Source organism: Curvibacter sp. APW13 (assembly GCF_032337135.1).
Classification (GTDB): domain Bacteria; phylum Pseudomonadota; class Gammaproteobacteria; order Burkholderiales; family Burkholderiaceae_C; genus Allorhodoferax.
Genome location: NZ_JAVXZZ010000003.1, coordinates 35,835 through 62,234, shown reverse-complemented (window position 1 = coordinate 62,234; position 26,400 = coordinate 35,835). Strand labels below are relative to the sequence as shown.

24 protein-coding genes are annotated in these 26,400 nt (G+C 63.5%); 9 read left to right on the top strand and 15 right to left on the bottom strand.

What is annotated here, in order from left to right; all coding sequences use genetic code 11:
- Nucleotides 1-3: 3 nt before the first annotated feature.
- Together RQP54_RS13450 and RQP54_RS13445 are read left to right on the top strand one after the other, a co-directional pair.
- Nucleotides 4-1,104 (top strand): amino acid ABC transporter permease, encoded by a 1,101-nt coding sequence (locus RQP54_RS13450; RefSeq protein WP_315678891.1) that lies wholly within the window; start codon nucleotides 4-6, stop codon nucleotides 1,102-1,104.
- An 11-nt stretch (nucleotides 1,105-1,115) separates the two neighbouring features.
- Complete coding sequence (locus tag RQP54_RS13445; RefSeq protein ID WP_315678890.1) at nucleotides 1,116-1,859, top strand: amino acid ABC transporter ATP-binding protein; 744 nt, start codon at nucleotides 1,116-1,118, stop codon at nucleotides 1,857-1,859.
- 44 nt (nucleotides 1,860-1,903) lie between these two features.
- On the opposite strand, the gene RQP54_RS13440 is transcribed toward RQP54_RS13445, so the two are convergent.
- The gene (locus RQP54_RS13440; RefSeq protein ID WP_315678889.1) at nucleotides 1,904-2,809 is read right to left on the bottom strand and encodes a M14 family murein peptide amidase A; all 906 of its coding nucleotides are present in this window, start codon (nucleotides 2,807-2,809) and stop codon (nucleotides 1,904-1,906) included.
- 13 nt (nucleotides 2,810-2,822) lie between these two features.
- Between RQP54_RS13440 and RQP54_RS13435 the strand changes: the two genes are divergently transcribed.
- Entirely contained in the window at nucleotides 2,823-3,338 is a 516-nt protein-coding gene (locus RQP54_RS13435; RefSeq protein ID WP_315678888.1) for a flavin reductase family protein, read from the top strand.
- Nucleotides 3,339-3,373: 35 nt separating this feature from the next.
- Here the strand turns inward: RQP54_RS13435 and RQP54_RS13430 are convergent, their stop codons facing one another.
- On the bottom strand, nucleotides 3,374-4,714 hold the full coding sequence (locus RQP54_RS13430; protein ID WP_315678887.1) for a methyl-accepting chemotaxis protein: 1,341 nt from the start codon (nucleotides 4,712-4,714) through the stop codon (nucleotides 3,374-3,376).
- A 268-nt stretch (nucleotides 4,715-4,982) separates the two neighbouring features.
- On the bottom strand, nucleotides 4,983-5,417 hold the full coding sequence (locus tag RQP54_RS13425; protein ID WP_315678886.1) for a response regulator: 435 nt from the start codon (nucleotides 5,415-5,417) through the stop codon (nucleotides 4,983-4,985).
- A 159-nt stretch (nucleotides 5,418-5,576) separates the two neighbouring features.
- Here RQP54_RS13425 and RQP54_RS13420 point away from each other — a divergent pair, with 159 nt between their 5' ends.
- The gene (locus RQP54_RS13420; RefSeq protein ID WP_409997580.1) at nucleotides 5,577-6,488 is read left to right on the top strand and encodes a DMT family transporter; all 912 of its coding nucleotides are present in this window, start codon (nucleotides 5,577-5,579) and stop codon (nucleotides 6,486-6,488) included.
- A gap of 41 nt (nucleotides 6,489-6,529) precedes the next feature.
- On the opposite strand, the gene RQP54_RS13415 is transcribed toward RQP54_RS13420, so the two are convergent.
- The 3 genes from RQP54_RS13415 to RQP54_RS13405 form a co-directional block, all read right to left on the bottom strand.
- A complete protein-coding gene (locus RQP54_RS13415) occupies nucleotides 6,530-9,013 on the bottom strand; it encodes a DUF1631 family protein (protein WP_315678884.1) in 2,484 nt (827 codons plus the stop codon).
- Nucleotides 9,014-9,046: 33 nt separating this feature from the next.
- Nucleotides 9,047-10,708 (bottom strand): energy-dependent translational throttle protein EttA, encoded by a 1,662-nt coding sequence (gene ettA / locus RQP54_RS13410; protein ID WP_315678883.1) that lies wholly within the window; start codon nucleotides 10,706-10,708, stop codon nucleotides 9,047-9,049.
- 65 nt (nucleotides 10,709-10,773) lie between these two features.
- Entirely contained in the window at nucleotides 10,774-13,047 is a 2,274-nt protein-coding gene (locus RQP54_RS13405) for a DUF1631 family protein (RefSeq protein WP_315678882.1), read from the bottom strand.
- Nucleotides 13,048-13,292: 245 nt separating this feature from the next.
- Between RQP54_RS13405 and RQP54_RS13400 the strand changes: the two genes are divergently transcribed.
- Both RQP54_RS13400 and RQP54_RS13395 read left to right on the top strand, forming a co-directional pair.
- A complete protein-coding gene (locus RQP54_RS13400; protein WP_315678881.1) occupies nucleotides 13,293-15,056 on the top strand; it encodes a DEAD/DEAH box helicase in 1,764 nt (587 codons plus the stop codon).
- The gene (locus tag RQP54_RS13395; RefSeq protein ID WP_315678880.1) at nucleotides 14,971-15,639 is read left to right on the top strand and encodes a nucleoside-diphosphate sugar epimerase; all 669 of its coding nucleotides are present in this window, start codon (nucleotides 14,971-14,973) and stop codon (nucleotides 15,637-15,639) included. Before RQP54_RS13400 ends, RQP54_RS13395 begins: the two co-directional genes overlap by 86 nt.
- A gap of 18 nt (nucleotides 15,640-15,657) precedes the next feature.
- Here RQP54_RS13395 and RQP54_RS13390 read toward each other — a convergent pair whose 3' ends face one another.
- Both RQP54_RS13390 and RQP54_RS13385 read right to left on the bottom strand, forming a co-directional pair.
- Nucleotides 15,658-16,041: a hypothetical protein gene (locus RQP54_RS13390; RefSeq protein WP_315678879.1), complete on the bottom strand. Its 384-nt coding sequence runs from the start codon at nucleotides 16,039-16,041 to the stop codon at nucleotides 15,658-15,660.
- 22 nt (nucleotides 16,042-16,063) lie between these two features.
- Nucleotides 16,064-16,528: a MarR family winged helix-turn-helix transcriptional regulator gene (locus tag RQP54_RS13385; protein WP_315678878.1), complete on the bottom strand. Its 465-nt coding sequence runs from the start codon at nucleotides 16,526-16,528 to the stop codon at nucleotides 16,064-16,066.
- A gap of 58 nt (nucleotides 16,529-16,586) precedes the next feature.
- On the opposite strand from RQP54_RS13385, the gene RQP54_RS13380 reads away from it, so the two are divergent.
- Nucleotides 16,587-17,126: a PaaI family thioesterase gene (locus RQP54_RS13380; RefSeq protein ID WP_315678877.1), complete on the top strand. Its 540-nt coding sequence runs from the start codon at nucleotides 16,587-16,589 to the stop codon at nucleotides 17,124-17,126.
- Here RQP54_RS13380 and hutG read toward each other — a convergent pair.
- The 7 genes from hutG to hutC form a co-directional block, all read right to left on the bottom strand.
- The gene (hutG, locus tag RQP54_RS13375; protein ID WP_409997574.1) at nucleotides 17,123-17,947 is read right to left on the bottom strand and encodes an N-formylglutamate deformylase; all 825 of its coding nucleotides are present in this window, start codon (nucleotides 17,945-17,947) and stop codon (nucleotides 17,123-17,125) included. The genes RQP54_RS13380 and hutG overlap by 4 nt on opposite strands.
- Nucleotides 17,944-19,329 (bottom strand): formimidoylglutamate deiminase, encoded by a 1,386-nt coding sequence (locus tag RQP54_RS13370; protein ID WP_315678876.1) that lies wholly within the window; start codon nucleotides 19,327-19,329, stop codon nucleotides 17,944-17,946. The genes hutG and RQP54_RS13370 overlap by 4 nt, the downstream gene beginning before the upstream one ends.
- A 12-nt stretch (nucleotides 19,330-19,341) precedes the next feature.
- Nucleotides 19,342-20,583 carry an imidazolonepropionase gene (gene hutI, locus RQP54_RS13365; RefSeq protein WP_315678875.1) on the bottom strand — a complete coding sequence of 414 codons (1,242 nt, stop codon included), beginning with the start codon at nucleotides 20,581-20,583 and terminating at the stop codon, nucleotides 19,342-19,344.
- A gap of 49 nt (nucleotides 20,584-20,632) precedes the next feature.
- Nucleotides 20,633-21,211, bottom strand: a complete 579-nt coding sequence (locus RQP54_RS13360) for a HutD family protein (RefSeq protein ID WP_409997573.1) — start codon at nucleotides 21,209-21,211, stop codon at nucleotides 20,633-20,635.
- Nucleotides 21,212-21,224: 13 nt separating this feature from the next.
- A complete protein-coding gene (gene hutU / locus RQP54_RS13355; protein WP_315678873.1) occupies nucleotides 21,225-22,922 on the bottom strand; it encodes a urocanate hydratase in 1,698 nt (565 codons plus the stop codon).
- Nucleotides 22,923-22,951: 29 nt separating this feature from the next.
- Entirely contained in the window at nucleotides 22,952-24,499 is a 1,548-nt protein-coding gene (hutH, locus tag RQP54_RS13350) for a histidine ammonia-lyase (RefSeq protein WP_315678872.1), read from the bottom strand.
- A gap of 64 nt (nucleotides 24,500-24,563) precedes the next feature.
- Nucleotides 24,564-25,334, bottom strand: coding sequence for a histidine utilization repressor (hutC, locus tag RQP54_RS13345; RefSeq protein ID WP_315678871.1), 771 nt, complete (start codon nucleotides 25,332-25,334; stop codon nucleotides 24,564-24,566).
- Nucleotides 25,335-25,430: 96 nt separating this feature from the next.
- Between hutC and gloA the strand changes: the two genes are divergently transcribed.
- Both gloA and RQP54_RS13335 read left to right on the top strand, forming a co-directional pair.
- Entirely contained in the window at nucleotides 25,431-25,844 is a 414-nt protein-coding gene (gene gloA / locus RQP54_RS13340; protein ID WP_315678870.1) for a lactoylglutathione lyase, read from the top strand.
- 17 nt (nucleotides 25,845-25,861) lie between these two features.
- Nucleotides 25,862-26,374: a DUF1569 domain-containing protein gene (locus RQP54_RS13335; protein ID WP_315678869.1), complete on the top strand. Its 513-nt coding sequence runs from the start codon at nucleotides 25,862-25,864 to the stop codon at nucleotides 26,372-26,374.
- Nucleotides 26,375-26,400 lie beyond the last annotated feature (26 nt).

Sequence of the window (26,400 nt, the reverse complement as noted above, 5' to 3'; positions counted from 1 at the left end):
ACCATGACCGCACAAGTATTTCAACCGATTGCAGCCCGCCCGGCACCGAACCGGACCACGGGCTGGCTGGCGTGGATGCGCAGCAACCTTTTCAGTGACTGGAGGACGACCTTCGGTACCGTTGCCGTCGTGGCCGCACTGCTCTACCTGCTCCCGCATTTCCTGCGTTGGGCTGTCCTTGACGCCGTCACCATTGCCAGTCCCGATGCTTGTCACGCTGCCCACGGTGCCTGCTGGGGCGTGGTCAAGGAGAAGTTCCGTTTCATCCTTTTCGGGCGCTATCCATTCGAGGAGCATTGGCGGGCCTTGATTGCCACTGCAGTGCTGCTGACGCTGATCATTGCCAGTTGCGTGCGCATGTTCTGGAAACCCTGGCTGGCGGGCCTGTGGTTGCTGGTACTGGCCTTCTACTTCACCATTATGTACGGTGGCGTGTTTGGTTTGCGCAAGGTAGAGACTGACCTCTGGAGCGGCTTGCCACTGACCATCCTGCTGGCGTCCTTGTCCATGATCATGGCCTTCCCCATTGCGCTGTGCATCGCGCTGGGCCGGCGCTCAGGCATGCCCGCCATTCGCAGCCTGTGCACGGTGTACGTCGAACTCATCCGCGGTGTGCCACTGATTTCGGTGCTGTTCATGGCGTCCTTCATGTTTCCGCTGCTCATGCCTTCGGGATTCAATATCGACGTCCTGATCCGGGTACTGGCAGGCATCACCCTCTTTGCCGCAGCCTATATGGCCGAGGTAATTCGCGGTGGCCTGCAGGCCATTCCAAAAGGCCAGCTCGAAGCTGCGGCGACGCTGGGCCTGAGCTACTGGCAGACGCAGCGCAAGATCGTGCTGCCCCAAGCCCTGGCCATGGTGGTACCAGGCATCATGAACAACTTCATTTCCACCTTCAAGGACACCTCGCTGGTGGCCATCGTGAGCCTGTACGAGCTGACCGGTGCGATGGGTATGGCCATGAATGCCGAAGCAGACTGGCGCCCGTTCCGGTTGGAGGGCTACCTGTTCATCGCCGTCATCTATTTCATCTTTTGCTACTCGATGTCGCGCTACAGCAAGTGGATTGAAGCGCAGGTCAACAAGAGCAAGCAACGCTAAAGGATTTCCCGATGTCTGAATCGATCATCAGCTTCAACAAGGTCAACAAGTGGTACGGCAACAGTTTCCACGTATTGCGCGATATTGACCTGACCGTCACCAAAGGGGAGCGCATCGTCGTGTGTGGCCCCTCAGGATCTGGCAAATCGACCATGATCCGATGCATCAACCGCCTGGAAGAGCACCAGCAGGGGCAATTGGTGGTTGACGGCGTGGAACTCACGGATGACATCAAGGCCATCGACGACGTGCGCAAGAAAGTCGGAATGGTGTTCCAGCAGTTCAATCTGTTCCCGCACCTCACGGTACTCGAAAACCTCACGCTCTCACCGATGTGGGTTGGCAAGATGCCAAAACGGGATGCCGAGGAAAAGGCCATGGAGCAGCTCAAGCGGGTGCGCATTGCCGAACAGGCACACAAGTACCCGCTACAACTGTCGGGTGGACAGCAGCAACGCGTTGCCATCGCTCGCGCACTGTGCCTGAAGCCGAAGATCATGCTGTTCGATGAACCAACCTCGGCCCTCGACCCGGAGATGATCAAGGAGGTGTTGGACGTGATGATCGAGATGGCATCGCAGGGCATCACCATGATCTGCGTGACGCACGAAATGGGGTTTGCCAAGGCTGTGGCCGACCGCGTGATCTTCATGGATCAGGGTCAGATCGTGGAGCAGAACACGCCGCACGAGTTCTTCAACCACCCGCAAAGCGAGCGCAGCAAAGACTTCCTGTCCAAGATCCTGGGACACTAAGTGGGGCCTCTACCCCGGGAGCTAAATGGCGCGAGGACGCCGACTCAAGGTTTAGCCGCCTTGGCTACCGCCCCCGCTGCCTGTGGCTGGATGCGCTCGGCAGTCCAACGCAACAGGTCCAGCCACATCTGGCGCACCTCACCTTGCTGAGGCAGCTGACCCGCGCTGGGGAGTTCAATGGTCACCACCGGCACGCCCTTGTGCACGCCGCCATAGTTGCCGAGTGAACCAGGGTAAATGCCAACCTGATCCAGGTAGAGGCGCCCCAGGCGAGTCGGCGGAACCGTGGGTCCGTCAAAATCCAACACACCGAAGGGCGCGTGAACGCTTACGATCAGATGCGGCTTGAATTGTGCGATCTGATCGACCACATACCGCGACTCCGGCTCGGACAAGGCGGTCTTTCCTGGCCAGCGCCTCGGATCCCGTCGCGTACGTATCTCCCAGTACTCCTTTGCGTCCCTGGACCAATTGGGCGTAGGAAAATTCCGGTTCAAGTCCACCCCATGCGCATTGACCCGCTTTGATGGATGGGCAAAAAGACCATCCGGATTGAGCGATGGTACAAACCGCCAATGGACCGGCTGCGGCATGTCGGCCACACCTTGGCGGGCCAACGCAATCCAGTGGTACACCAGCGACACGGACGACATTTCATCGCCATGGATACCCCCCAGCACGAGCACCCGGACAGACGCATTGGGCGCCGCCACTTCAGTGCCCCAAAGGGTACGCCCCTGAACCGAACGCACCTTGAGATCGGACAGCGCCGCCGCCTCGCATAGCTCCACCCCTGCGCCAGGGATACGGGAAACGTAGTCGCGGCATATCCTGGCTTCGGCTGCCCACCCAGCTACAAAACTTGCAGCAAACAACACACCTACAACGGCTTTCTTGAACATCACTGGATTGTAGGTAATCCCCCGTCCCCTGCGGTCTTTGACCTTCATGTACATTCAGCGCATGGTCACGCAATGCACCACTTTGTCGGCAAGCCCGCCCTTGTCCAGCCAGTCGTTCCGCGCGGCGCTCGGCATGTTCGCCACCGGCGTCACCATCGTTACGGCTCGTCGGGTGGATGGAGGCTTGGTGGGATTGACGGCAAACTCGTTCAATTCGGTCTCCCTGTCCCCCGCACTGGTGTTGTGGAGTCTGGCGCGTTCAGCCGGCTCGTTCGAGGCCTTCCGAAACGGGGAACACTACGCCATCAACATTCTCGGGGCAGACCAGCAGGACCTGGCGCGCCGTTTCTCCGAAAAGATCCCGGACCGATTCGACGGCGTACCTTGGCAGCCGGGGCTGGGTGGCGCACCCTTGATAGGTGGGGCGATTGCACATTTCGAATGTTCCAACCGCAGTCAATATGCCGAAGGGGACCACATGATCTTTGTGGGAGAGGTCGAGCGGTGCGACCACCTACCCGGCGCATCACCGCTCCTGTTTCATGGGGGCAAGTTCTATGCTGAACACCCTCTGTAGGTTGCAAAAGGTATCCAACCGGTCACCGTTTCCGGTCAACTTTCGGACATGACGCTGCGATATGCCCCGCAGCCCACCAGCAATTGCTGATCCAGCGGAAGGATATAGGAAGCCTTTGCGCGCACATCGCGGGTGACCGGATTGACGATCGTGTACTCGACCCATCCGCCACCTTGCTCTGCCCGCTCCCATGCGTCGTCCAGCAATCCTTGGGCATCCAGGCCTTGCGCTTCGAAGAGCGATGTTCCGACCTTTTGAAGGTCGGCCCCCATGACACGATATACACCCTGCCGGTCAAAAACGAAAACGTACAGGTCCCGGTCGACAAACCCGCCCGCTTTGTCGTGCAAGATCGGAAATGCAGCGTCGAATCCGACACGTTTGATGAGCTCATGCGCCTTGCGGGTCAAATGCATCGCTTCATCAGTGGTACCCTGACGAAGCTTGATGTGGGTGACAGCTTCTTCCAACTGCTTGGAGCGCTGCATGAGGCGATTGCTGCGATGGGAGGTGCGGTCCACCAAACCCGAATTCTCAATCGTCACCTTGTCCAAATCGCCAACCGCCTGCACCACTTCGGCCAGGGCGATGCTTTGCTTGGCACTGCCCTCCGCCATGGTGTCGATGTTCTGGGCAATCTCGCTAACGCCTGTTACCAGACTGGTCATCAACTGATTGACGGCCTGAATTTCCGTCACGGTAGTTCCCACGCGGCTGGTTGACTCCGCAATCAGCGCACGCACCTCCGCGGCCGCACTCTGACTTCTGCGGGCAAGGCTGCGCACCTCGGCAGCCACCACGGCAAAGCCTTTGCCCTGTTCACCGGCGCGCGCAGCCTCCACGGCAGCGTTGAGTGCCAATAAATTGGTCTGGAACGCAATCCCGTCAATCGTGCCAATGATCTCGTTCATCCGCTTGGAAGTTGCCTGCAGCGCCACCATTCCGCCAACGGTCTGCTCCATCAAGCCACTGGCATGGCGTGCCTCGTCATGGAGGTTGCGGGTCATGAGGCTGACTTCCTGCGCAGCCTCGGAATTGCGTGAAACGGTGTCACTGACCTCGCCGACATTGGCAGTGGCCTCTTCCAGACTGGCAGCCTGGGATTGCGTGCGCTGTGACAGGGAGTGGCCATCCTCCACCAACTGCGAACCGACATGCGTCACCATGCTCGACGCACTGCGGACATCGGCCACCAAGGTAGACAACACATCCAGCATGCGTTCAAACTCGCGACCGATCAGAGCCAATTCGTCCGAACCCGGAGTTTCCACTTTCGTGGCCAAGTTGCCTCGGGTTCCTTCCTTCAGTGCCGCGTGCAGCACCTTTATCCCCTGCAGCGTCGCCACCATGAAGCCCAACCCCAGATACAGCGCCACACATGCCATCACCAGCGAGATGAGCAAGCCCGCCATGTGCTCGGCCAGGAAGAAGATATAGGCCAACCCCAGCAATGGCAGCAGCGCCAAGGCCATAAGTATGAAGAGCTTGATGCGCATGGGCATCCGCTGCATCAACGCTACACTGGGCTGCAGCCAGCGACCAACTGAATGTGTTTGTGCCATGGTATTCGTGAAATGGGTTTCAGAAATATACTGCCAGTTCCAGCTTTCCAGAGCCTGATAAACCTGCTCATCCGCGCACTATTCAATTCCGTCCCATCACGCGCGCCAGTTCGGTCCGCAGAGCCTCAAGCTCGATAGGCTTGGCGACAAAGCCGTCCGCACCCGCCTTGCGAAACCGTGTGCGCTCTTCCGGTTCCGTGTGGGCAGTAGCCATGATCACCGGCATATGGCCGCCTTGCGTCGCTTCGCGGACACGCAATTCCTTCAAAGCCTCCATGCCGTCCATCACAGGCATCATGACATCCATCAGAACAACATCGAACTTGAGCTTCCCCATTGCCATGAGCGCTTTCTCGCCATCACCGACAACCACGCCGGTATGTCCCAAGCTCTGCAGCATCCCCACTGCAAGCCGTTGATTGATGGTGTTGTCCTCGACCACCAGCACTTTCAGTCCTGCATTCGTTGTACTCGTCACTCGTCGTTCCTTCCTGTCGATGTGGGTGAGCACGAACATTCTGCCTCATCGGCGCCAAAAGCCCAACATTGGTGCAGCACCTGGTGCTGCCGTAACTTTTTCATGTTCCATGTCGGCAGATGCAACTGCGCATCGATCGTTCCAGTTTCCCCTTTTGGGTCAGGCAATGACACAGCAGGCATCAACGACAATCTTGGCATGACCCATCGCAAAACTGATCTTGATGCCCTGGCTGTTGGCCTGCTGCTAGCCTGCCTGGCATTCTGGGGCTTCCAACAGGTACTGGCCAAGGCAACACTGACCGAGATGGCCCCGGTATTCCAGGCCACCTTGCGCCTTGAGGGGGCAGCCGTATTGCTCCTGCTCTGGTGCCGATGGCGTGGCATCGCGCTTCTCTCCCCTGATGGAAGCACTCGCGCCGGCCTACTGGCGGGGGTTCTGTTTGCGCTCGAATTCATGTTTCTGTTTCTGGGTCTGCAATACACCAGCGCGGCACGCTTGACGTTGCTGCTGTACACATCTCCACTGTGGGTCGCCCTTCTGCTGCCGCTGCGTGTGCCAGCGGAGCGACTGGGGCGCATGCAATGGCTGGGCTTGGGCTGCGCCTTTGTGGGCGTGGCCTGGGTACTGCATCAACCCACCGAATCTGCCTACCCGCAGCAATGGCTCGGCGACGCCATGGGGCTGCTGGCAGGTCTACTCTGGGGTTTGACCACCGTGGTGATACGAGCGTCTGGCCTGACGCGCATAGCACCGGAAAAATTGTTGATGTACCAACTGGGTGTCAGTGCCTTGCTCTTGCCATGCATCTCACTGGCCATGGGGGAATCCTGGAATCTGCAACTCAGCGCATTTGCCTGGGCATCGGTGCTGGTCCAAGCAAGCGTAGGGGCCTTCCTGAGCTATCTGGTGTGGATGTGGATCCTTGGAAAATACCCTGCGACCAAAGTCAGCGCCTTTACCTTTCTCACACCCGTGTTCAGCCTGATTGCCGGAGTGTGGTGGCTGGGCGAATCCGTGAGCTTGCCTCTGCTGGGCGCACTCACAGTGGTGATGGCCGGCATTGCGATGGTGAACCGACGAACACCTGAAAAGCTACTAGTTCAATAGCTTACTGCGCTTACCCAGCGAGGGCTAGCGAACGTTTCGCATCAGATGTCGCTCTGCAGCCCAGTATCCACGCTGTTGCGCATGGCGGTTTGTGCCACCGCGTTGAGCGCCCCTTCCACCACCGCCCGTGAGGACACCAGACGCAACTGCCCCGCCTGTGCCAGCCGGTCGCGTGAGCGGCGGGTCATCGACTGGGTCGCTCCAAACCCATTGGTGAACAGGAACAAGGTGCCATGGGGGCTGGACCAGGTCAACTGAGTGCGCGTCCACTGCCCTTCAACATAGAGTTCGATCCAGGCACCAAGCGCCAGGTTGTCCAGCGCATCCGGACCGATGGGCATAGGTTCCGTGAGGGAGCCCGAGGGCACCGCAGCAGGAGCCAATTCGGCTGTGTCGGCTCCACCTTCGCCCAGATCGACAAAGTTCGAGGCCTGGGCTTCTTGGGGAGCAATCCACGGTTCGCTCTCCTCGCTGGCGTGACGTCCGACTCCGGCCTGCGCATGGGTGAGCACCGACTCTTGCACCGTCGCGGAGGATGGCTTTGCCGCCCCCTTGAACGCGCGCTGATGCAGCCCCATCAACGTTTCGAAAAACGCGCTGGTCTTCACCGATGGGTAGTCAATGGAGTCCAAGCCGGTTCGCAGGGTCGCCAACAGCATCGGCACCAGCTTGGTCAGCTTGGCCACATTGTTCTTGGTCAACTCAGGATGAACACTCCACAGCAGTGCCGAAATCAGGGCTTCGTACTTGGAGGCAGCCTTGGACCCAGCCCCCTGGGTAATGCGCGCATGGGCCACCACCTGTGCCCATGGACCGCAGAGAAAGTCAACCACCACGGCTGGCACCGCCCCCGCATCGGGGTGCTTTTCGACCTTGGCCGCGATCTTCTCTGCAAGCAGATTCCGTGCCTCGGCGTTCTGCAGTATCGCGACCACCTTGGACTGCGCCTCTTCCTGCTTACGCAACGCCTGTGTCCAGGCCGCCTGGAGTTTTTCCAGCACCCGCTGGAATGGCTCGGCGTCATCGATGTGCATGCGCGACAGCGGGTCGACCTGGGCATGGACTTCATCAATGAACTGTGTCAACCCCTGCGCCTGGGGATCGGAATAGGCCAGGCTGCGCTGTGTTACCTGCAACAGCAATTCGCGCGCCGGATGCTGCTTGTCGGAGAAGAAGCGCGGATCCACCAGAGCCAGACGCAGCAATGCGGGTTCGAGCGAACGCACCAAGGCCTGCACCGGCGCCAACAGCCGGGGGTCGCGAGCCAGGTTTTCCACCATCAGTTGGACAACTTCCAGACTCAGCGCCTGCGCCATACCCTTGGCATTTCGGCGCATGGCCAGGCGTACCCCCTCGATACTGCTGTTGGACGCATCCTCCGGGGTCGGTTCGCCCTGGCGTTGCTGCAATCGCTGCACCACCCGGTCTACCTGCCGCATTTCACTCAAGGCCTCGAACGCTGCCGGAACCGTGGAGGCGAAATCAGACACGGGGGCCGCCGGCTCTGAATTGCCCGCTTCGAATTCACGCGCAAATCGCTGCGCGAATGACTCCATGCGGCTCAATGGCGCGCTTGCCAGGTTGTCCAGCTCGCCGGACAGCAAGCGCCGCAAGGTATCGAGATTGAGCAATGCCTCGGGGCGATGCGCTGTACCTCCCGCACCTTCGACCACCGGAGGCTGTGCTTCAACCGGCGCGACAAAACCGCTCTGCCCTTGCAGGCGCGCCCCTGGCAGTACCCGCGCTCCCATTTGTGGAGCCTGGGCTGCCATGGCCTGGGCCGCTGCCAGCTCCGACTCGGCCTGTGGTGCGTTGAACGAATTCGGTGCCACGGCCTTGGCCTGGACCGGAACCACACCGCCCGAAGGCAGGACCATATAGCCCGCCGCAACTACACCCTGGGCCCTGAGCTTGTCCGCATACATCGCATAGTACGAACGCAGTTCATGACCGAGCGCCGCACTCATAATCCCGAACCACTCCTGCCGCGCAGCAGGCGGGACAGCCAGCTGGTCCAACACCGCCTTGAGGGCCAGCAGATAGCTTTGCGGACGCAGGGGGTTGCCTTCCTGACGCACCGCCGCCAAACCCAGGGCACTGCATACCAAGGTATTGAGCTCTGTCAGATTGGCGTCGGCCACCAGCAGCGTAGTCTGCTGGGCACGGGCCAGCGCCACGCTCTCCTGTACCTGGTTCTCGTCCATCAGCTCGAGCTGGTCCAGACTCAATGTCTCCAGGGACTGGGGCGCGTGCTTGCGCTCCTTCTCGGGCTGGGTGATAGCCATGCGCAGCGCCGGACCAAACGCCGCACGCATCTCGGCATCCTTCGACTTCAGCAGCTTTCCTGACACGATGAACGCGTCGCGCTCGTACACGTTGCGCGCCTTGAGTTCGCGGTCATACAGTTGGCGCGAACAGGCGGCGATCAAGGCCGCCATGATCGCCGGAGCGCCCGCCACCGCATCTTCCACGATGGCATTGAACTTGGTGTTGTCCTTACCTGGGGTGGATGCGTTGGCTTTCATGGGCGCCATCGTACCGATTTTTGGTGCGGCTGATTACTTCAATGCCTTGTAGCGCATGCGCTTTGGAGCTGCGCCTTCCTCACCCAGGCGTTTCTTCTTGTCTGCTTCGTACTCCTGGTAGTTGCCGTCGAAGAAGACCCACTGGCTGTCGCCTTCGCACGCGAGGATGTGGGTGGCAATACGGTCGAGGAACCAGCGGTCATGGCTGATGACCATGACGGAGCCAGCGAATTCGAGCAGTGCGTCTTCCAACGCACGCAGGGTTTCCACGTCCAGGTCGTTTGACGGTTCGTCGAGCAACAGCACGTTGCCGCCTGCGATCAGGGTCTTGGCCAGGTGCAGCCGTCCGCGCTCCCCCCCGGAGAGCATGCCGACCTTCTTCTGCTGGTCGCCCCCGTTGAAGTTGAAACGGCCGCAGTAGGCACGGCTGGCCATGGTGAATTTGCCGATGTTGATCATGTCCAGTCCACCGGACACGTCTTCCCAGACCGTCTTGTTGTCGGACAGGTCATCGCGGGTCTGGTCCACGAAGGCCATCTTCACGGTCTGGCCGATCACCACTTCGCCGCTGTCCGGTTTTTCCTTGCCGGCAATCATCTTGAACAGCGTCGACTTACCGGCACCGTTGGGGCCGATGATGCCGACGATGGCACCTGCCGGTACGCTGAACGACAGGTTGTCGATCAGCACGCGATCGCCAAAGGACTTGGTCACGTTGCGGAACTCGATGACCTGGCTGCCCAGACGGTCGGCCACAGGAATGAAAATTTCCTGCGTCTCGTTGCGCCTCTGGTATTCGTAGTCGCTCAGTTCCTCGAAGCGGGCAATACGGGCCTTGCTCTTGGCTTGGCGACCCTTGGCGTTCTGGCGCACCCATTCCAGTTCCTTCTTCAGGGCCTTGGCGCGGGCTTCCTCACCTTTCTGCTCTGCTTCCAGACGTGACTGCTTGGTGTCCAGCCAGGTGCTGTAGTTGCCCTTGTAAGGGATGCCATGACCGCGGTCCAGTTCCAGAATCCACTCGGCAGCGTTGTCCAGGAAGTAGCGATCGTGGGTGATGGCAACCACGGTGCCGGGGAAGCGCTGCAGGAACTGCTCGAGCCAGTCCACCGATTCGGCGTCCAGGTGGTTGGTGGGCTCGTCGAGCAACAGCATGTCGGGCTTGGACAGCAGCAAGCGGCACAGCGCCACACGGCGCTTTTCACCGCCGGACAGCTTGCCGATCACCGCTTCCCACGGGGGCAGGCGCAATGCGTCTGCCGCAATCTCCAGCAGGTGGTCACCACCGTCACCGGCGGCGGCAATGATGGCTTCGAGTTCGGCCTGTTCGGCTGCCAAGGCATCGAAATCGGCATTTTCGTCGGCATAGGCAGCGTAGACCTCTTCCAGACGGGCCTGCGCAGCCTTCACCTCACCCATGCCACCTTCGACGGCTTCGCGCACGGTCTCGTTGGGGTCGAGCTGGGGTTCCTGCGGCAGGTAACCGATCTTCAACCCGGCCATGGGGATGGCTTCACCCTCGAATTCCTTGTCCACACCGGCCATGATCTTGAGCAGGGTGGATTTGCCCGAACCGTTCAGGCCCAGCACGCCGATCTTGGCGCCAGGGAAGAACGACAGGGAAATGTCCTTGAGGATGTGGCGCTTCGGCGGCACGATCTTGCCGAGGCGGTTCATGGAGAAAACGTATTGGGCCATTGTGTGATGCAGGGTCGGTTGGACGTAAAACCCGCATTATCCCAGCAGCCCGGGACCGGGACCGCTCAATCGGGCGTTTCGCCGTCGGATTGGTTGGATATGGCGGCCTGCGCCACGGCGTCCAGCGCCTGATCCAGCACCTTCCCATCCGACACCAGGCGAATCAGCGACTGGGCCTGCAAGCGCTCCATGGTGCGCCGCGACATGCTGTGCGCCAGGCCGTTGCCCGAAATGAACATGAACAAGGTGCGGTGGGGGCTGGCCCAGGTCAACTGGGCACGGACCCATTCGCCATCCATGGCCAGATCCACCCAGGCACCGGTGTGCAGGGTCTGGGCAGTCCACTGCTGCGGCTCAGGCAAGGCATCGGCGGGAAGCTCCATTCCGTCGGACACCGAGTGCTGCTCGTCCACATAGCCGGAATCCTGCGCCTCAGCTTCGGACATCCAGTAGTCGGACATGTCCAGAATGCTTTCGCTGCCACCGAAGTCGCTCGCTGGCACCGTGTCCGGCCCTTGCGCGCCGTCTTCGGACATCACCTCAGCGGCAGCCGGTTTTCCATTGGGCTCGGCGCTGGCCCGCGGCACATCGAATGCCTGCTCATGGAACGGTATCAATTCATCGAAAAACGCCGCGATGCGGTCACTCGGGTAATCGATCATGGTCAGGCCCTGGCGCATCTTGACCAGCATGGCCGGCACCAGTTGCACCAGACGCGAGCGGTTGCGCCGTGCTGCCTTCACCCGCACGCTCCATATCAGGTCATCCACCAGGGAGTGGAAGCCATCGGCGTCTTCCGTGCCCGCCACACAGCGCAGCTGCGACTCTGCCACCACCTGTGCCCACGGGCCGCGCAGGAAGCTGATGACCAGCTCAGGCACCGACTTGTTCTCCACTTTCTCCATGAACTCCTGCGCCAGCCGTTGGGCCAACAGGTGACGCTGCTCCGCATGCAGCAGCGCACGCGCAGCCTCTTCGGCGCGCTGACGCTGCTCCTGTTCGTCACGCGCCCAGCCCGCCTCCAGACGGCGCAGCACGCGGTCAAACGCTGCGGCATCACCATCGCCGCCGGTCAGCACGCTGTTGGCGTTGTCAAAGGTCTTCATGAAGCGCGCAAATCCCGGCTGGTCCACCGAGGAGTAGGCCAAGCTGCGGTGCGTGATGCGGTCTAGGTACTGCCGTGCCGGGTGGTTGCGCTCGCTGAAGAATCGGGCGTCACTGCGCACCAGCTTCTGCACTACGGGTTCGAGCGCGCGCAAAGACGTACGCACCGGCGCCAGCAGGCGGTAGTCCTGCTCCAGGTTGTCGATCATCAAGCGCACCACCTCCTCACCCAATTGGGCGCCCAACCGTTTGGCCGGCGACTTCTCGGTCGGTTCGGCAATGGTGCGGTCAGAAACACCTGCGTCGGCGCTCTCCAGCTGAGAAGGAGCCTGATGGGCCTTTTCCGCCAGGCGCCGCATCATGTGCTCCATGAGCTTGAGGTCCTCCAGCGCGCTGTAAGCAGCAGGAAGCGTATGGCTAAATTCGGTGTCGCGGTTCGCGACCGGACTGGGCTCGCTCAACTCGCCGCTGAGCAGGCGTCGCAGCTTGTCCAAGGTGAGCATGGTGCGCGCCATGACCGGTGTACTGTTGCCGCGCCCTCCTCCATCGAGCCCACTGACCGTTGCTCCGGGAGGTGTGGCCGGTTCAATGCCCGCGGTACGCAGCCAATCCACCAGTTCCTTGTAGAGCTGACGCAGGCTCAGACCGAGCAAACCCGCCGACTGCGTCATGATGGCGTTGCGCCCCAGCGGGTCATCCACCAGCTGGGTCAGTGTCTCACGCAGGGCGTAGACGAAGCATTCGGGGCGCAGGGGGTTGAGCTGGGGCTGCACGGTCTGCCAGCCCATGAGCCCGCCCACATAGGCGTGCACCGGTGCCAACACGTCACCCACCGCCATCTGCACTTCCTGTTGGGTCAGCGCGATCTCGATATTGGAGTCGATCTGGTCTTCTTCGAGCAACTGGAAATCGTCGAAGCGCACCGCCGGCTGGGCCAGGCCCGGCAACGTGGCGCCTGCAAAGAAGGCACGGCGCAGCGCAGCGGCAAACACGCCATGGGCTTCCTGGGCGTTGGCACACAGCGTCTCCACTGCAGCACGCCCTTCCTTGCTGATCTGCCCATAGGCCACCTTGGAATGCTTTCCCAGCAGCGCCGCCTGCAAACCCGCCATCACATCGTCGAGAAGAGCATCGCTCTGTTCGAGCACGGTTTCCAGGCACACCTGCACCGTGGGGCGCAGCCCCCCGAGATCCTGCGCGACACCCAGGCGCCGCAAAGCGTACTTCTTCAGCATGGGGCCATTGTCAACAACGGGACCGATTTGTACACCCCCACCAGTAGGCTTTACGTATTGTTACCGCCAACCCGATTACAATAGCGCCTGCAGCAGGCCTTCAGTCGCCTGTATTGCCGGCACCATGCCGCGGGTTGCACCACGCAATGCACCCACCCTGAAATCGAACCGTCCAGCGCTGAACCGGCACACCCTGTACCGGATGGGACCGGTTCACAAAGCGCCCGCAAGCGCAATTGATCCCCATGAATTTTGATGAATTGAACCTGGCCCCTGCCATCCTGAAGGCTGTGCGCGAAGAAGGTTACGAAACCCCGACCGCGATCCAGGCCCAGGCCATTCCGCTGGTACTGCAAGGCCATGACCTGCTGGGCGGCGCCCAGACCGGCACCGGCAAGACGGCCGCGTTCACCCTGCCCATGCTGCACCGCCTCTCGCACGCCCGCAGCGCCCAGAACAAGTTCGGTGGCACCGGCATCCGTGCCCTGGTGCTGACCCCCACCCGTGAACTCGCCGCCCAGGTCGAAGAGTCGGTGCGCACCTACGGCAAGTACCTGCAACTCACTAGCGCCGTGGTGTTCGGCGGCGTGGGCATGAACCCACAGATCGACCGCATGAAGAAGGGCGTGGACATTCTGGTGGCCACCCCGGGCCGTTTGCTGGACCTGAGCCAGCAGGGCATGCTGGACCTCTCCACCGTGCAGATCCTGGTGCTCGACGAAGCCGACCGCATGCTCGACATGGGCTTCATCCACGACGTGAAGAAGGTACTGGCCCTGGTGCCGAAGGAAAAGCAGAGCCTGCTGTTCTCGGCCACCTTCAGCGACGAGATCCGCGAGCTGGCCAACGGCCTGCTCAAGAACCCGCAAAGCGTGCAGGTCACGCCGCGCAACACCACCGTGCAGCGCATCACCCAGGTGATCCACCCCGTGGGCCGCGGCAAGAAGAAGGCCCTGCTGGCCCACATCATCAACGAAAACAACTGGAGCCAGGTGCTGGTGTTCACGCGCACCAAGTTCGGCGCCAACAACGTGGCCGAGTACCTGGAAAAGAACGGCATCACGGCCATGGCCTTGCACGGCAACAAGAGCCAGGCCGCCCGCACCCAGGCGCTTTCCGGCTTCAAGAGCGGTGAGGTGCGCGCCCTGGTGGCTACCGACATCGCAGCCCGCGGCATCGACATTGACGACCTGCCACACGTGGTGAACTACGAGATCCCGAACATCAGCGAAGACTACGTGCACCGCATCGGCCGCACCGGCCGCGCCGGGGCCGACGGCACGGCCGTCAACTTCGTCTGCCTCGACGAGGAAGGCTTCATGCAGGACATCGAGCGCTTCACCAAGCAGAAGATCGAAGTCAAGGTGATCGACGGCTTCGGTCCCGAGCCCGATGAGAAGGCCGAACCCATTGCCATGGGCCGCCAGACCATCTGGGGTGGCGCCGGCAAGCCGCCGAGCCGCGACGTCATGCAGGCCGCTGCCAAGGCAGCCCGCTCCGAGATGATGCAGCGCATCCGCGACAACAAGGCCAAGACCGGCGGTGGCGGACGCAACGGTGGTGGCCAGCGCAAGGCCGATCGCCCAGCCGGCCCAGCGGAAGACGGCGTAGTGCAACTGCACGATGGCCCCCGCAATGGCAACGGCGGCGGCCAGGGCCGTCGCAACCCGAACCAGGGCAACAACCGCCCGCGCCAGGAGCGTGGTGAGCGTGGCGAGCCTTCGCTGGCCCGCGACGACCTGCACCTGGGCTCGGGCTTTGGCCTGAACCGCAACAAGCCACGCCCCCAGGGCGGTGGCCAGCCTGACCCGATGCGCACCAGCGTCGATATGATGTCTGACCGGGGCGGCCGCCGCGGTGGTGGTGGCGGCTTTGGTGGCGGACAACGCCGTGGTGGTGGTGACTTTGCAGGAGGTGGTGGCTATGGCAACGGAAAGCCGGGTGGCGCTGGTCGCGGGGGCAACCGGCCTCGTGGGCCGGGAGGTTCTCGCAATCCTGCTGGCCGATGAGCGCTACTGCCGGGTCCACGCACTGACCCGGCGGCCGCTGGACTTCAGCCACCCCAAGCTCGAAGCGCATGTGGTGGATTTCGCACGGCTACCCAAGCTGCCGCTGGTGGACGAAGTCTTCATCGCGCTCGGCACCACCATCAAGGTGGCGGGTAGCCAGGAAGCCTTTCGCGCCGTGGACTACGACGCGGTTGTGGCTGTAGCCCGCGCAGGCATTGCGTCAAAAGCTACGAAATTGGGAGCAGTGAGCGCCTTGGGCGCGCACCCCAAATCGAGCGTGTTCTACAGCCGTGTCAAAGGCGAGGCCGAATTGGCGCTGGAACTATGCGGCTACCCCAGCCTGGTGCTGGCCCGGCCCGCCATGCTGGCTGGCGATCGCGAAGCGCTGGGGCAACCCGGTCGCAGCGGCGAGCGCATCGGGCTGGCACTGACCCGTGCACTGCGCCCACTGATCCCCTCCAATTACCAGAGCATCGACGCACGCGATGTGGCTGCTGCGCTGGTCAAAGCCGTGCAGAAAGCGCGTCCGGGGGTGTGGCGGCTGGAATCCGGCGAAATGCAGGGCGCCGCACCGCGCCGCTGAGTCCGCACCAGGTACCGCTCAGGCACGTACGAACAGGGTCACCAGCGGCTCGTTGCCGACCTGTCGACTCCAATGGCCGTGCACCGTGGCGTCGAACGTTGCACCCTCAGGCAGGGTGTCGGCACTGAAGAAGTGCTGCCCCGGGCCGAAGATGCGCGAACTTCCGTCCTGCAGGCCGATCTCCATCTGGCCGCCCAAAATGAAACACCACTGCGGCGCGCCCGTGCAATGGAACTGGCTGCGAAAGCCCACCGGGCTGGTGCGCAGCTGGTAGCCACCGGACGGAAACACCTGGGACAGCATGGACTGCGGCGTGCCCTGGTCCAGGGCAATGGACTCCTCGCGGAAGCGGGCTCGGCCATCGGTGTCGGTGAACAGAACGGTCTGGGTGAAGGTAGTCATAAGGGCTCAGGCAAAAGCCCGATTATTCCGGAACCCGGTCCGCGCTCGGACCGAGTTTTTCCATCGCCTCATCCAGCAGTGCGTGCAAGGCGACCACGGTGTCCGCACCCAGCAGACGATTGAGGTCGGTCTGCGCCACGCGCCAGCGTTGCTGCGCCTCGCGCCGCTTTTCACGCCCCGCTTCGGTGGCCTCGATCAGGCGGCTGCGCGCGTCCGGCCCGGGGAGCACCGCCAGCCAGCCCGCCTGCACCAAGGGCTGCAGGTTGCGCGACAGGGTGGACGTATTGAGCTTCATGTGCGCCGCCAGATCGACCGCCCGCACCGGCCCGAGCTTGACCACATGGGACAGCAACGAATACTGGGTGCCGCGCAGGCCGGTCTTGCCCACTTCGTCGTCGTAGTGCTGGGCCACGCGGCGCATGAGCTGGCGCAGCTTGAGGTTGGTACACCCCTGGGGTTGCACGGTCTTTGGTTCGATCTTGGACATGCGGCATTATGATTGCATCTAAAATTGTTGCATATACATCTTTCAAAGGAAGTGCTGCATGACAACCGATGTGCTGAACCAGTGGATGACCCAGGAAACCGACGTGCGCTCCGTGCTCGATGCCGGTGCCGGCCCCGGCGTGGCGCGACCGGAGCAGGTAAAGGGCCTCAATGGGCTGCAGTTGATGCAGGCCATGTTGCGCGGTGAGGTGCCCTACGCCGCCATTGCCAGGACGCTGGACTTCATGCTGCTGGAAGTGGATGAAGGCCGGGCCGTGTTCCAGGGCACACCGGGCGCGGCCCACCTGAACCCCATGGGCGGGATCCACGGCGGCTGGTACGCCACCCTGCTCGATTCGGCACTGGGCTGCGCCGTGCACACGAGGATGCCAGCAGGACGCGGCTACACCACGGCCGAGCTGAGCGTGAACATCGTCAAGGCCATCAACCCGGCCAAGACGCCGCGCGTGCGGGCCATTGGCCAGGTGATCCACTGCGGCCGCCAACTGGCCACGGCCGATGCTCGGCTGGTGGGGCCGGACGGCACGCTGTACGCGCACGCCACCACCACCTGCCTGGTGTTCGAACTGCCGAGTTAGGACTTGTGGCTGGTGGCAAATTCGAGTGCCGCCTGCAACAAGGCCCGCAGCACGGGCTGCACCTGCGCTGCCACCTCGGGCAGGTAGCCAAACGGCATGGTCTCCTGCATGTAGCTGCATTGGGTCATTTCCAGCTGCACCGCATGCACCTTGTGGGCGGGCTGGCCATAGTGGCGCGTGATGTGACCGCCCTTGAAGCGGCCATTGAGCACGGCGGTATAGCCGGGGGCGGCCTGCGCAATGGCCAGCAGGCGCTGCGCCAGGCCCGGGTCGCAACTGGCACCATCGGCCGTGCCCAGGTTCAGGTCGGGCAGCTTGCCTTCAAAAAAGCGGGGAACGACCGAGCGGATGGAGTGCGCGTCCCACAGCACGGCCATGCCGTGCTCGGCGAGGATGCGGGCCAGCTCGGACGCCAGCTGCTCGTGGTAAGGCCGCCAGATGGCCTCGCGCCGCGCCGCAATCTCGGCCTCGCCGGGCTCCTGTCCGGCCAAGTACAGCGGGGTGTCGGCGAAGGTATCGACCGGGCACAGGCCGGTGACGCTCTGGCCAGGGTAGAGGCTGGCCCCGTCCGGCGGGCGGTTCAGGTCGATCACGTAGCGTGAATGCGTGGCCTGCAGGATGGACGCCCCCATGTCCTTGGCAAAGGCGTAGAGCAAGGGCAGGTGCCAGTCGGTGTCGTGCACCTCGCGGCCCTCGGGCGTGAGGCGCTGGGCGATCGATGCCGGTACATGGGTGCCCACGTGGGGCATGGAAATCAGCAGCGGGGCTGTGCCCTGGTGAAAGACGAAGGGCGGCTCGGTGGTGTCAAACAAAGGGCTCATGTCGTCTCCAGCAACTGCGCGCGGGCCGCTACAAATTCCGTAGCTGCCTGCGCAATGAATTCCGGGGCCAGGGTGTTATTTCGCTCCAAACCACTGGACCAAACGCGGCGGATGGCCGAGGTGCGGTGGCTGGCGAACACATGGGCAGACAGCATCTCCGGGGCGCTCAAGCCCGCCAGCGCCAGGTGTTGTGCATCCAGCTCCACCCAATCGGCCTGCTGGCCCACGGCCAGCCCGGCCACGGCACGGCCGCTGGCCTGCGCGCCACCGGCCACGGCCTGGAGCGTCATGGCGGTGGCGACCTGTGCATGCGTGGCAGAAGCCAGCACGTTGCGGCTGCGCCCTTGCAGGCGCTGGCCGTATTCGAGCATCAACAGCTCTTCGGCCGCGTTGACCGTGGCGTGGCTGTCCGAGCCAAGGCCCCAGGCCCCGCCGTGCGAGAGCCAGCGCGGCATGTCGAAAATGCCGTCGCCCAGGTTGGCTTCGGTGCTGGGGCAGATGCCGGCCACGGCACCACTCTGCGCTGCGCGCTGGTACTCCGAGCACGACATGTGGGTGGCATGCACCAGGCACCAACGTTGATCGACTGGCGCATGGTCCAGCAGCCATTCCACCGGGCGCTGCCCGCTCCAGGCCAGGCAAGCATCGACCTCGCCGGTCTGCTCGGCAATGTGGATGTGCACCGGGGCCGTGGGGTCGATGGCATGGAGCCCCGCCAGCACCTCGCGCAGGGCATCAGGCGGCACGGCGCGCAGGGAATGCGGGGCCAGGCCCAGGCGGGCACCTTGTGCATCGCACAGAGGTTTCAGGCGCTCCAGCAGGCGTAGCATGTTGTCGGTGCTGCGAATGAAGCGGCGCTGCCCTTCCACGGGCGCTGCGCCACCGAAGCCGCTGGTCTGGTACAGCACCGGCAGCAGGGTCTGGCCAATGCCGGTCTTCTTGGCTGCGCGCAACAGGCACTGCGCCAGCGTGGCGTCGTCGGCATAGGGCGTACCGTCTTCCGCATGGTGCACGTAGTGGAATTCGCACACGCTGGTGTAGCCGGCTTGCAGCATCTCGGTGTAGAGCCAGGTCGCAATGGCCTCCAACTGATCTGGGGTGATGCGGTTGGCAAAGCGGTACATGAGCGTGCGCCAGCTCCAGAAGCTGTCCTGGGCTTCAGCGCGGTATTCGGTAAGGCCGGCGAAGGCGCGTTGGAAGGCGTGGGAGTGGAGGTTGGGCAAACCGGGAATGACGGGGCCGAGGGCCTGGGGTGTGGCACGGTCGGGTGTGCAGTCGGCCTGCACCTGTGTCAGATGCCCGGCACCGTCCCATTGCAGCCGTACATTGCGGGCCCAGCCGGTAGGCAACAAGGCATCGTGGGCGAACAGCGCGTGGTTCATGGATTCGATTCTTCAGATGGTCGGAAACACCTTGCCCTGGCGGACCACGGTGTGCACAGGGGCATTGCCAAACCAGTAGGCCAGCTCGGCGGCCTCGCGCACCGTCCAGAGCACGAAGTTGGCCGGTCGCCCCACGGCCAGCGCGCCATGCGTGCCCTGCAGGCCCAGTGCCGTTGCTGCGTGGCGGGTGATGCCGGCCAAGGCTTCGGGAACGGTCAAGCGGAACAGGGTGCAGGCCATGTTGGCCATGAGCAACAAGCTCAGTGCCGGCGAAGTGCCCGGGTTGTGGTCGGTACTCACCGCCATGGGAATGCCCGCCGCACGCAGCGCGGCAATCGGCGGCAAATTCGTGTCCCGCAAGGTGTAGTAGGCCCCGGGCAACAGCACCGCCACGGTGCCTGAGTCCTTCATCGCGGCAATGCCTTCAGCACTCAAATGCTCGATGTGGTCACAGGACAGAGCCCCAAACCGTGCCGCCAATTCCGAGCCGCCCAAGTCAGACAGTTGCTCGGCATGCAGCTTCACCGGCAGACCCAGCGCCTTGGCAGCTTGAAAAACCTGCTCGGTCTCTGCCAACGAGAAACCGATGCGTTCGCAGAACACGTCCACGGCGTCGACCAGCCCCTCGGCCGCCAGAGCCGGCAGCATCTCCTTGCAGACCAGATCGATGTAATCCTGGCTGCGGCCCGCATATTCGGGGGGCAAGGCATGGGCACCGAGGAAGGTGGTGCGTACGGTCACGCCGAAGGCCTCGCCCAGGCGACGCGCCACGCGCAGCTGCTTGCGCTCGTGCTCCAACGCGAGGCCGTAGCCGGACTTGATCTCGATGGCGCACACCCCTTCCGCCAGCAATGCCTGCAGCCGCGGTGCGGCCAGGGCAAACAGGGTGTCTTCATCCGCCTCGCGTGTAGCGCGCACGCTGGAGACGATGCCGCCACCGCCCTTGGCCACTTCCTCGTAGCTGGCACCGGCCAGGCGCATGGCGAATTCGTTGGCACGCTGGCCACCATAGACCAGGTGGGTGTGGCAGTCGACTAGGCCCGGGCCCACGAGTGAATCGCCACCGTCGTGCTGCGCAAACGTGCGGTAGGCGGCAGGCAGGTCGGCGGCGGGGCCAATCCAGCGGATGAGGCCCTGCACCACCACCAGCGCCACTTCGCCATCGATGGGACTGCCATCGTCCAAGGCACCCGGCAGCAGGCGCAGCTGGCGCCACACGCCGTCGGCGCTGGGTGCATTCGCTACCAAATTCATAGCTGATTGCGCAGTTTTTACGCGGGCTGGAGGGCTTTTTTGCATGGAATCAACTCCGAACCGGGGTGATACGTACCGACAGCAGGCGGGCTTGCGGCTGGCGCGCGCTGCAGGCCCAGGCCGTCGGCGCGTTCGCCCACCATACGCCCTGACCGGCGGGTACGTCTAGCAGGGTGTTCCCGTCATTCAGGGACCAATCGCCATCCAGGGCCAGCAGCACGCCTGCCGTGGCTGGGGCGAGCGTCGCCCGGCCAGTGTGCAGCTGCACATCCGAGCGCGCCACGCCGCGGCGGGTCATGACGTTGAAGTCGGTGGACTCCCCGCCCAGCAAGGTGCAGTCCACGGCCACATCGCCGGCAAAGGCGAAGGGCTGACCGGGAACGTCGAGCCGATGGTCGAAGTGCCCGGGGGCGTGCAACCGAACACCATCGCCATCGAGCAGCAGGATGGTCCGGTCGATGCCCGTAAACACCGAGAACGGCCCCGGCTGCGCGATGGTCGCGATGCTGACGCGCCAGTCAAACGCCTCCATACCCGTGCCGGGCGGCTGGCACACGACTTCGCGCGTACTGCCACCGCCGTTTTTCCACGGCGTGCGCGGGAGATCGGCGATGGCGAAGCGGTGCAAGGTCACTTCAAGCTCACTTGATCATCGGCAGCTTCAGACCCTGCTTCTTCGCGGTCTCAATCGCCAGCTCGTACCCTGCGTCGGCGTGGCGCATCACACCCGAGCCGCAGTCGTTGACCAGCACGCGCGCCAGGCGGTCGCGTGCGGCATCGGTACCGTCGGCCACGATGACCATGCCCGAGTGCTGCGAATAGCCCATACCCACGCCACCACCGTGGTGCAGGCTCACCCAGCTTGCGCCACCGGCGGTGTTGAGCAGGGCGTTGAGCAGCGGCCAGTCGCTCACTGCGTCGGTGCCGTCCTTCATGGATTCGGTTTCGCGGTTCGGGCTGGCCACCGAGCCGGTGTCCAGGTGGTCGCGGCCGATGACGATGGGGGCTTTGAGCTCGCCGTTTTTCACCATCTCGTTGAAGGCCAGGCCCGCGCGGTGGCGCTCGCCCAGGCCCAGCCAGCAGATACGGGCGGGCAGGCCCTGAAAGCTGATGCGCTCGCGGGCCATGTCCAGCCAGCGGTGGGTGTGCTTGTTGTCGGGAAACAGTTCCTTGATCTTGGCATCGGTTTTGTAAATGTCCTCGGGGTCACCGGAAAGCGCCACCCAGCGGAACGGGCCCTTGCCCTCGCAAAACAGCGGACGGATGTAGGCCGGTACGAAACCGGGGAAGTCGAACGCGTTGTGCACGCCCTGGTCGAAGGCCACCTGGCGGATGTTGTTGCCGTAGTCCACCGTGGGAATGCCCATGGCCTGGAAGTCGAGCATGGCTTGCACGTGCACGGCGCAGCTCTTGGCGGCCTCCGCGGTGAGCGTGGCGTGCTGGGCCGGGTCGTTCTGGGCGGCCTTCCACTGCGCCACGCTCCAGCCCCTGGGCAGGTAGCCGTGGATCAGGTCGTGCGCCGAGGTCTGGTCGGTCACGAGGTCGGGCTTGATGCCCCCCGCCTGGGCGCGCTTCACCAGTGCGGGCAGCACTTCGGCCGCGTTGCCCAGCAACGCGATGGAGACCGCTTCCTTCTTGGCGGTGTGTTCCTGGATGAGCGCCAGCGCGTGGTCGATGTCGCGGGCCTGCTTGTCGACGTAGCGGGTGCGCAGGCGAAAGTCGATGGAGCTTTGCTGACACTCGATGTTGAGCGACACCGCACCCGCCAGCGTGGCCGCCAGCGGCTGTGCGCCGCCCATACCGCCCAGGCCTGCGGTCAGAATCCACCGGCCCGACAGGTCGTTGTTGTAGTGCTGGCGGCCGGCCTCGACGAAGGTCTCGAAGGTGCCCTGCACGATGCCCTGGCTGCCGATGTAGATCCAGCTGCCGGCCGTCATCTGCCCGTACATGAACAGGCCCTTGCGGTCGAGCGCATTGAAGTGCTCCCAATTGGCCCACTTGGGCACGAGGTTGGAGTTGGCCAGCAGCACACGCGGCGCGTTGGCATGCGTCTTGAACACGCCCACGGGCTTGCCCGATTGCACCAACAGGGTCTCGTCCTCGTTCAGCGCTTTCAGGCTGGCCAGGATCTGGTCGAAGCAGGCCCAGTCGCGCGCGGCGCGGCCGATGCCGCCGTACACCACCAGCGCCTGCGGGTTCTCGGCCACTTCGGGGTCGAGGTTGTTCTGGATCATGCGGTAGGCGGCCTCGGCGATCCAGTTCTTGCAGTGCAGCTCCGAACCGCGGGGGGCGCGGATGACACGGGTGGGGTCGATGCGAGGGTCGGTGTTCGTGGTCATGGTTGTCTCCTCAGGTGTTCGATGCGGGTTCAGGCGATGGAAGGCAGGTTCACGCTCTTGACAGCGGCCACCAGGGCACCGCTTTCCACCATGGCAATGGCAGCCGCCATGTCGGGCTGCATGTGGCGGTCGTCGCTCAGGTGCGGCACCTGGGCGCGCAGCAAGGCGGCTACCTGCTGCAGCGGCGCGCTGGTGGTCAGCGGCGCGTGGAAGTCGCAGCCCTGGGCCGCGCACAGCCATTCGATGGCGATCACGGCCATGGCATTAGCGGCCATGGGGGCCAGGCGGCGCGCACCGTGGGCGGCCATGGACACATGGTCTTCCTGGTTGGCCGAGGTGGGAATGGAGTCCACGCTGGCGGGGAAGGCGCGCTGCTTGTTCTCAGAAACTAACGCAGCAGCTGTCACCTGCGGGATCATGAAGCCGGAGTTCAGGCCGGGCTTCGGCGTCAGGAAGGCGGGCAGGCCCGACAGTGCAGGGTCCACCAACATGGCAATGCGACGCTCGGACAGCGAACCGATCTCGCAGATGGCCATGGCGATCATGTCGGCCGCAAAGGCAACGGGCTCGGCGTGGAAGTTGCCACCGGAGAGCGAATCGTCGGGTGCGCCGTTCTGGCCCGGGAAGATCAGCGGGTTGTCCGACACGCCATTGGCCTCGGTTTCCAGCAGCGAAGCGGCGTGGTTCAGCACGTCCAGGCATGCACCCATGACCTGGGGCTGGCAGCGCAGGCAGTACGGGTCCTGCACGCGCTCGTCGCCTTCCCTGTGCGAGGCGCGGATCGCGCTGCCGGCCAGCAGTTCGCGCAGCGCGTCGGCCGCGGCGATCTGGCCCTTGTGCTTGCGCAAGGTGTGGATTCGGCGGTCGAATGGTGCGTCGGTGCCCTTGGCCGCATCGGTAGACAAGGCACCGGTCAGCAGCGCCGACTGGTACAGGCGCTCGGCCTCGAACAGCCCGGCCAGTGCGTTCGCAGTGGAGAACTGGGTACCGTTGAGCAGGGCCAGGCCTTCCTTGGGGCCCAGCACCACGGGGGCCAGGCCCACGCTGGCCAGCGCTTCCACGGCGTTCTTGCGCCCGGTGGGGGTGTCTGCTTCGCCCACACCGATCATCACGGCCGTCATGTGCGACAAGGGAGCCAGGTCACCCGAGGCGCCCACCGAACCCTGCGAAGGCACCACTGGGATGATGCCCTTGGCCAGCATGGCTTCCAGCAAGGCGAGCGTGGCGGGCCGAATGCCCGAAGCGCCCTGCGCCAGGCTGGCGAGCTTCAGGGCCATCATCAGGCGCACCACCGGCACCGGCGAGGCTTCGCCCATACCGGCACAGTGCGACAGCACGATGTTGCGCTGCAGGGTTTCCAGGTCTTCGGCCGGAATTCGCACGCTGGCCAACTTGCCGAAGCCCGTGTTGATGCCGTACACCGGATCGCCCTTGGCCACGATGCGCTCCACGGCAGCGGCACTGGCCGCCACCCCGGGCAGACAAGAGGGGTCCAGGCGGGGTGTAGCACCGCGGTAGACGTCGCGCCATTGCGCCAACGTCACTTGTCCGGGCAGCAGGGTAATGGATGCAGTCATTTGTATGCTCCTGTATATACAAGTTGTATGGTAACGAAAAGTTCGGCTTTGTGGAACTGTTTTTTTAGCTGGCCAGCGCGTTGCCGTCTGTGCGGAATCGGCTGCCCAAGCGGTAGCGGGTGCCAGGGTGCCAGCAGCGCACCAGGGTGATGGGGACGTCGCGCTGCCAGGTGCGCCGGGTCAGCAGCAGGCACGGTTGCATCGGATCCATGTCGAGCAGCCGCGCCTGCTCGGCGTTGGGCATGACGGCATCCACCACATGTTCCATCTGGTCGAACAGCACGGTGCGCACCAGAAAGTCGGACGGCTGCTCCTGCGCGAAGTCCTGCTGCGCATAGCTCGGCACCAGGACCGGATTGACGTAGCGGTCTTCCAGCTGCATGGGCACGCCGTCTTCCTTGTGCACGCACACACTGTGGAACACCGAGGCTCCTGTGGCCAGCCCCAAAGCGGCGGCGATTTCCAGCGAGGCTGAAATGCGCTCCACGGTGATCACCTCGCAGCTGTAGTCGTGCCCACGCGAGCGGATGTCCTGTGCCAGGCTGGCGATCTGCAGCAGGTTGGATTGGGGCTTGTCGTCGGCCACAAAACTGCCCAGGCCCGCTACACGCCGGATACGCCCCTGCTCCATCAGCTCGCGCAAGGCCCGGTTCACGGTCATGCGCGACATGCCGAACTGCTTGACCAGTTCGTTCTCGGACGGCAGCTTGTCGCCAGCCCTCCAGGTTCCGTCCTGGATGCGCGCGGCAATGAAATCCTTGATTTGCTGGTACAGCGCGAGTCCTTGGGAAGACTCGACAGGCTGCGACGAAGGGGTGCTGCGGGGTTTGGGCATGGAGTGCGGATTATTCCGCAAAATCTCTATCCTGTATAGACAGGTCAATAATCCCCGCGTGTGGCAAGAAACTTCGGAGCCAAGGACAATGCGCCCATGCGATTTCTACACACCATGCTGCGGGTGGGTGACCTGCAGCGCTCGATTGACTTCTACACCCAGGTGCTGGGCATGCAGCTGCTGCGCACCTCCGAGAACCCCGAATACAAGTACTCCCTCGCCTTTCTGGGGTTCGAGGGCGGCAACCCCGGACAGGCCGAGATCGAGCTGACCTACAACTGGGGCGTGGACCGCTACGAGTTGGGCACCGCCTACGGCCACATCGCGCTGGGCGTTCCGGACGCCTACGCGGCGGTGGAAAAAATCAAGGCCGCGGGTGGCAACGTCACGCGCGAAGCCGGACCGGTCAAGGGCGGCACCACCGTCATCGCCTTTGTGACCGACCCCGACGGCTACAAGATCGAACTGATCCAGCGTGCCGACACCGGTGCCGGTGCCGGACTACGCTGAAGCACTGCCCACAGACCATGAACCGCCGCCACTTTCTCGTCACCACCCTCGCCGCAGGAACCACCATGACCCATGCTTCGCCGTCTGGCGCCGTGCAATCCATCCCGCAAGCCCTGCAGTGGCTGGAGCAACTCGGCCAAGCCGGCTCTGTCACTACCACCGGCGCCTGGCCACTGGTGGCGATCCTGGAGCACATGGCACAGAGCGTGGAAATGAGCCTGGACGGATTTCCGGCGCCGAAAAGCGCGCTGTTCCAGTCCACCGTGGGGGCGGCAGCCTTTGCCGTGTTCCAGTGGCGTGGGCGCATGTCGCATGGCTTGGCCGAGCCGATTCCGGGAGCGCCTGCGCTGACCCTGCAAGGCGACTGGAAACCGGCCGCCCAGCGCCTGCGCGCGGCGCTGTTGCGCTTTGATGCCCATACCGGCGCACTCAAGCCCCACTTCGCCTATGGCGCCTTGAGCAAATCGGATTTCGCGCAGGCCCATGTGCTACATATCGCCAACCACCAGGACGAAATCGTCGTGCGCTAGTCGCTACGCTTTTCGTAGCTGCTTAC

Excerpts from the sequence above, each read along its gene's own strand:
- hutU (WP_315678873.1), bottom strand. The coding sequence starts at position 22,922 with ATGACCACGAACACCGACCCTCGCATCGACCCCACCCGTGTCATCCGC.
- RQP54_RS13450 (WP_315678891.1), top strand. The coding sequence starts at position 4 with ATGACCGCACAAGTATTTCAACCGATTGCAGCCCGCCCGGCACCGAAC.
- hutC (WP_315678871.1), bottom strand. The coding sequence starts at position 25,334 with ATGCCCAAACCCCGCAGCACCCCTTCGTCGCAGCCTGTCGAGTCTTCC.
- hutI (WP_315678875.1), bottom strand. The coding sequence starts at position 20,583 with ATGAATTTGGTAGCGAATGCACCCAGCGCCGACGGCGTGTGGCGCCAG.
- RQP54_RS13445 (WP_315678890.1), top strand. The coding sequence starts at position 1,116 with ATGTCTGAATCGATCATCAGCTTCAACAAGGTCAACAAGTGGTACGGC.
- RQP54_RS13420 (WP_409997580.1), top strand. The coding sequence starts at position 5,577 with ATGACCCATCGCAAAACTGATCTTGATGCCCTGGCTGTTGGCCTGCTG.
- RQP54_RS13390 (WP_315678879.1), bottom strand. The coding sequence starts at position 16,041 with ATGACTACCTTCACCCAGACCGTTCTGTTCACCGACACCGATGGCCGA.
- RQP54_RS13385 (WP_315678878.1), bottom strand. The coding sequence starts at position 16,528 with ATGTCCAAGATCGAACCAAAGACCGTGCAACCCCAGGGGTGTACCAAC.
- RQP54_RS13435 (WP_315678888.1), top strand. The coding sequence starts at position 2,823 with ATGGTCACGCAATGCACCACTTTGTCGGCAAGCCCGCCCTTGTCCAGC.
- RQP54_RS13415 (WP_315678884.1), bottom strand. The coding sequence starts at position 9,013 with ATGAAAGCCAACGCATCCACCCCAGGTAAGGACAACACCAAGTTCAAT.
- RQP54_RS13395 (WP_315678880.1), top strand. The coding sequence starts at position 14,971 with ATGGCAACGGAAAGCCGGGTGGCGCTGGTCGCGGGGGCAACCGGCCTC.
- RQP54_RS13425 (WP_315678886.1), bottom strand. The coding sequence starts at position 5,417 with ATGTTCGTGCTCACCCACATCGACAGGAAGGAACGACGAGTGACGAGT.
- ettA (WP_315678883.1), bottom strand. The coding sequence starts at position 10,708 with ATGGCCCAATACGTTTTCTCCATGAACCGCCTCGGCAAGATCGTGCCG.
- RQP54_RS13370 (WP_315678876.1), bottom strand. The coding sequence starts at position 19,329 with ATGAACCACGCGCTGTTCGCCCACGATGCCTTGTTGCCTACCGGCTGG.
- hutH (WP_315678872.1), bottom strand. The coding sequence starts at position 24,499 with ATGACTGCATCCATTACCCTGCTGCCCGGACAAGTGACGTTGGCGCAA.
- RQP54_RS13440 (WP_315678889.1), bottom strand. The coding sequence starts at position 2,809 with ATGAAGGTCAAAGACCGCAGGGGACGGGGGATTACCTACAATCCAGTG.
- RQP54_RS13400 (WP_315678881.1), top strand. The coding sequence starts at position 13,293 with ATGAATTTTGATGAATTGAACCTGGCCCCTGCCATCCTGAAGGCTGTG.
- RQP54_RS13380 (WP_315678877.1), top strand. The coding sequence starts at position 16,587 with ATGACAACCGATGTGCTGAACCAGTGGATGACCCAGGAAACCGACGTG.
- gloA (WP_315678870.1), top strand. The coding sequence starts at position 25,431 with ATGCGATTTCTACACACCATGCTGCGGGTGGGTGACCTGCAGCGCTCG.
- RQP54_RS13335 (WP_315678869.1), top strand. The coding sequence starts at position 25,862 with ATGAACCGCCGCCACTTTCTCGTCACCACCCTCGCCGCAGGAACCACC.
- RQP54_RS13405 (WP_315678882.1), bottom strand. The coding sequence starts at position 13,047 with ATGCTGAAGAAGTACGCTTTGCGGCGCCTGGGTGTCGCGCAGGATCTC.
- hutG (WP_409997574.1), bottom strand. The coding sequence starts at position 17,947 with ATGAGCCCTTTGTTTGACACCACCGAGCCGCCCTTCGTCTTTCACCAG.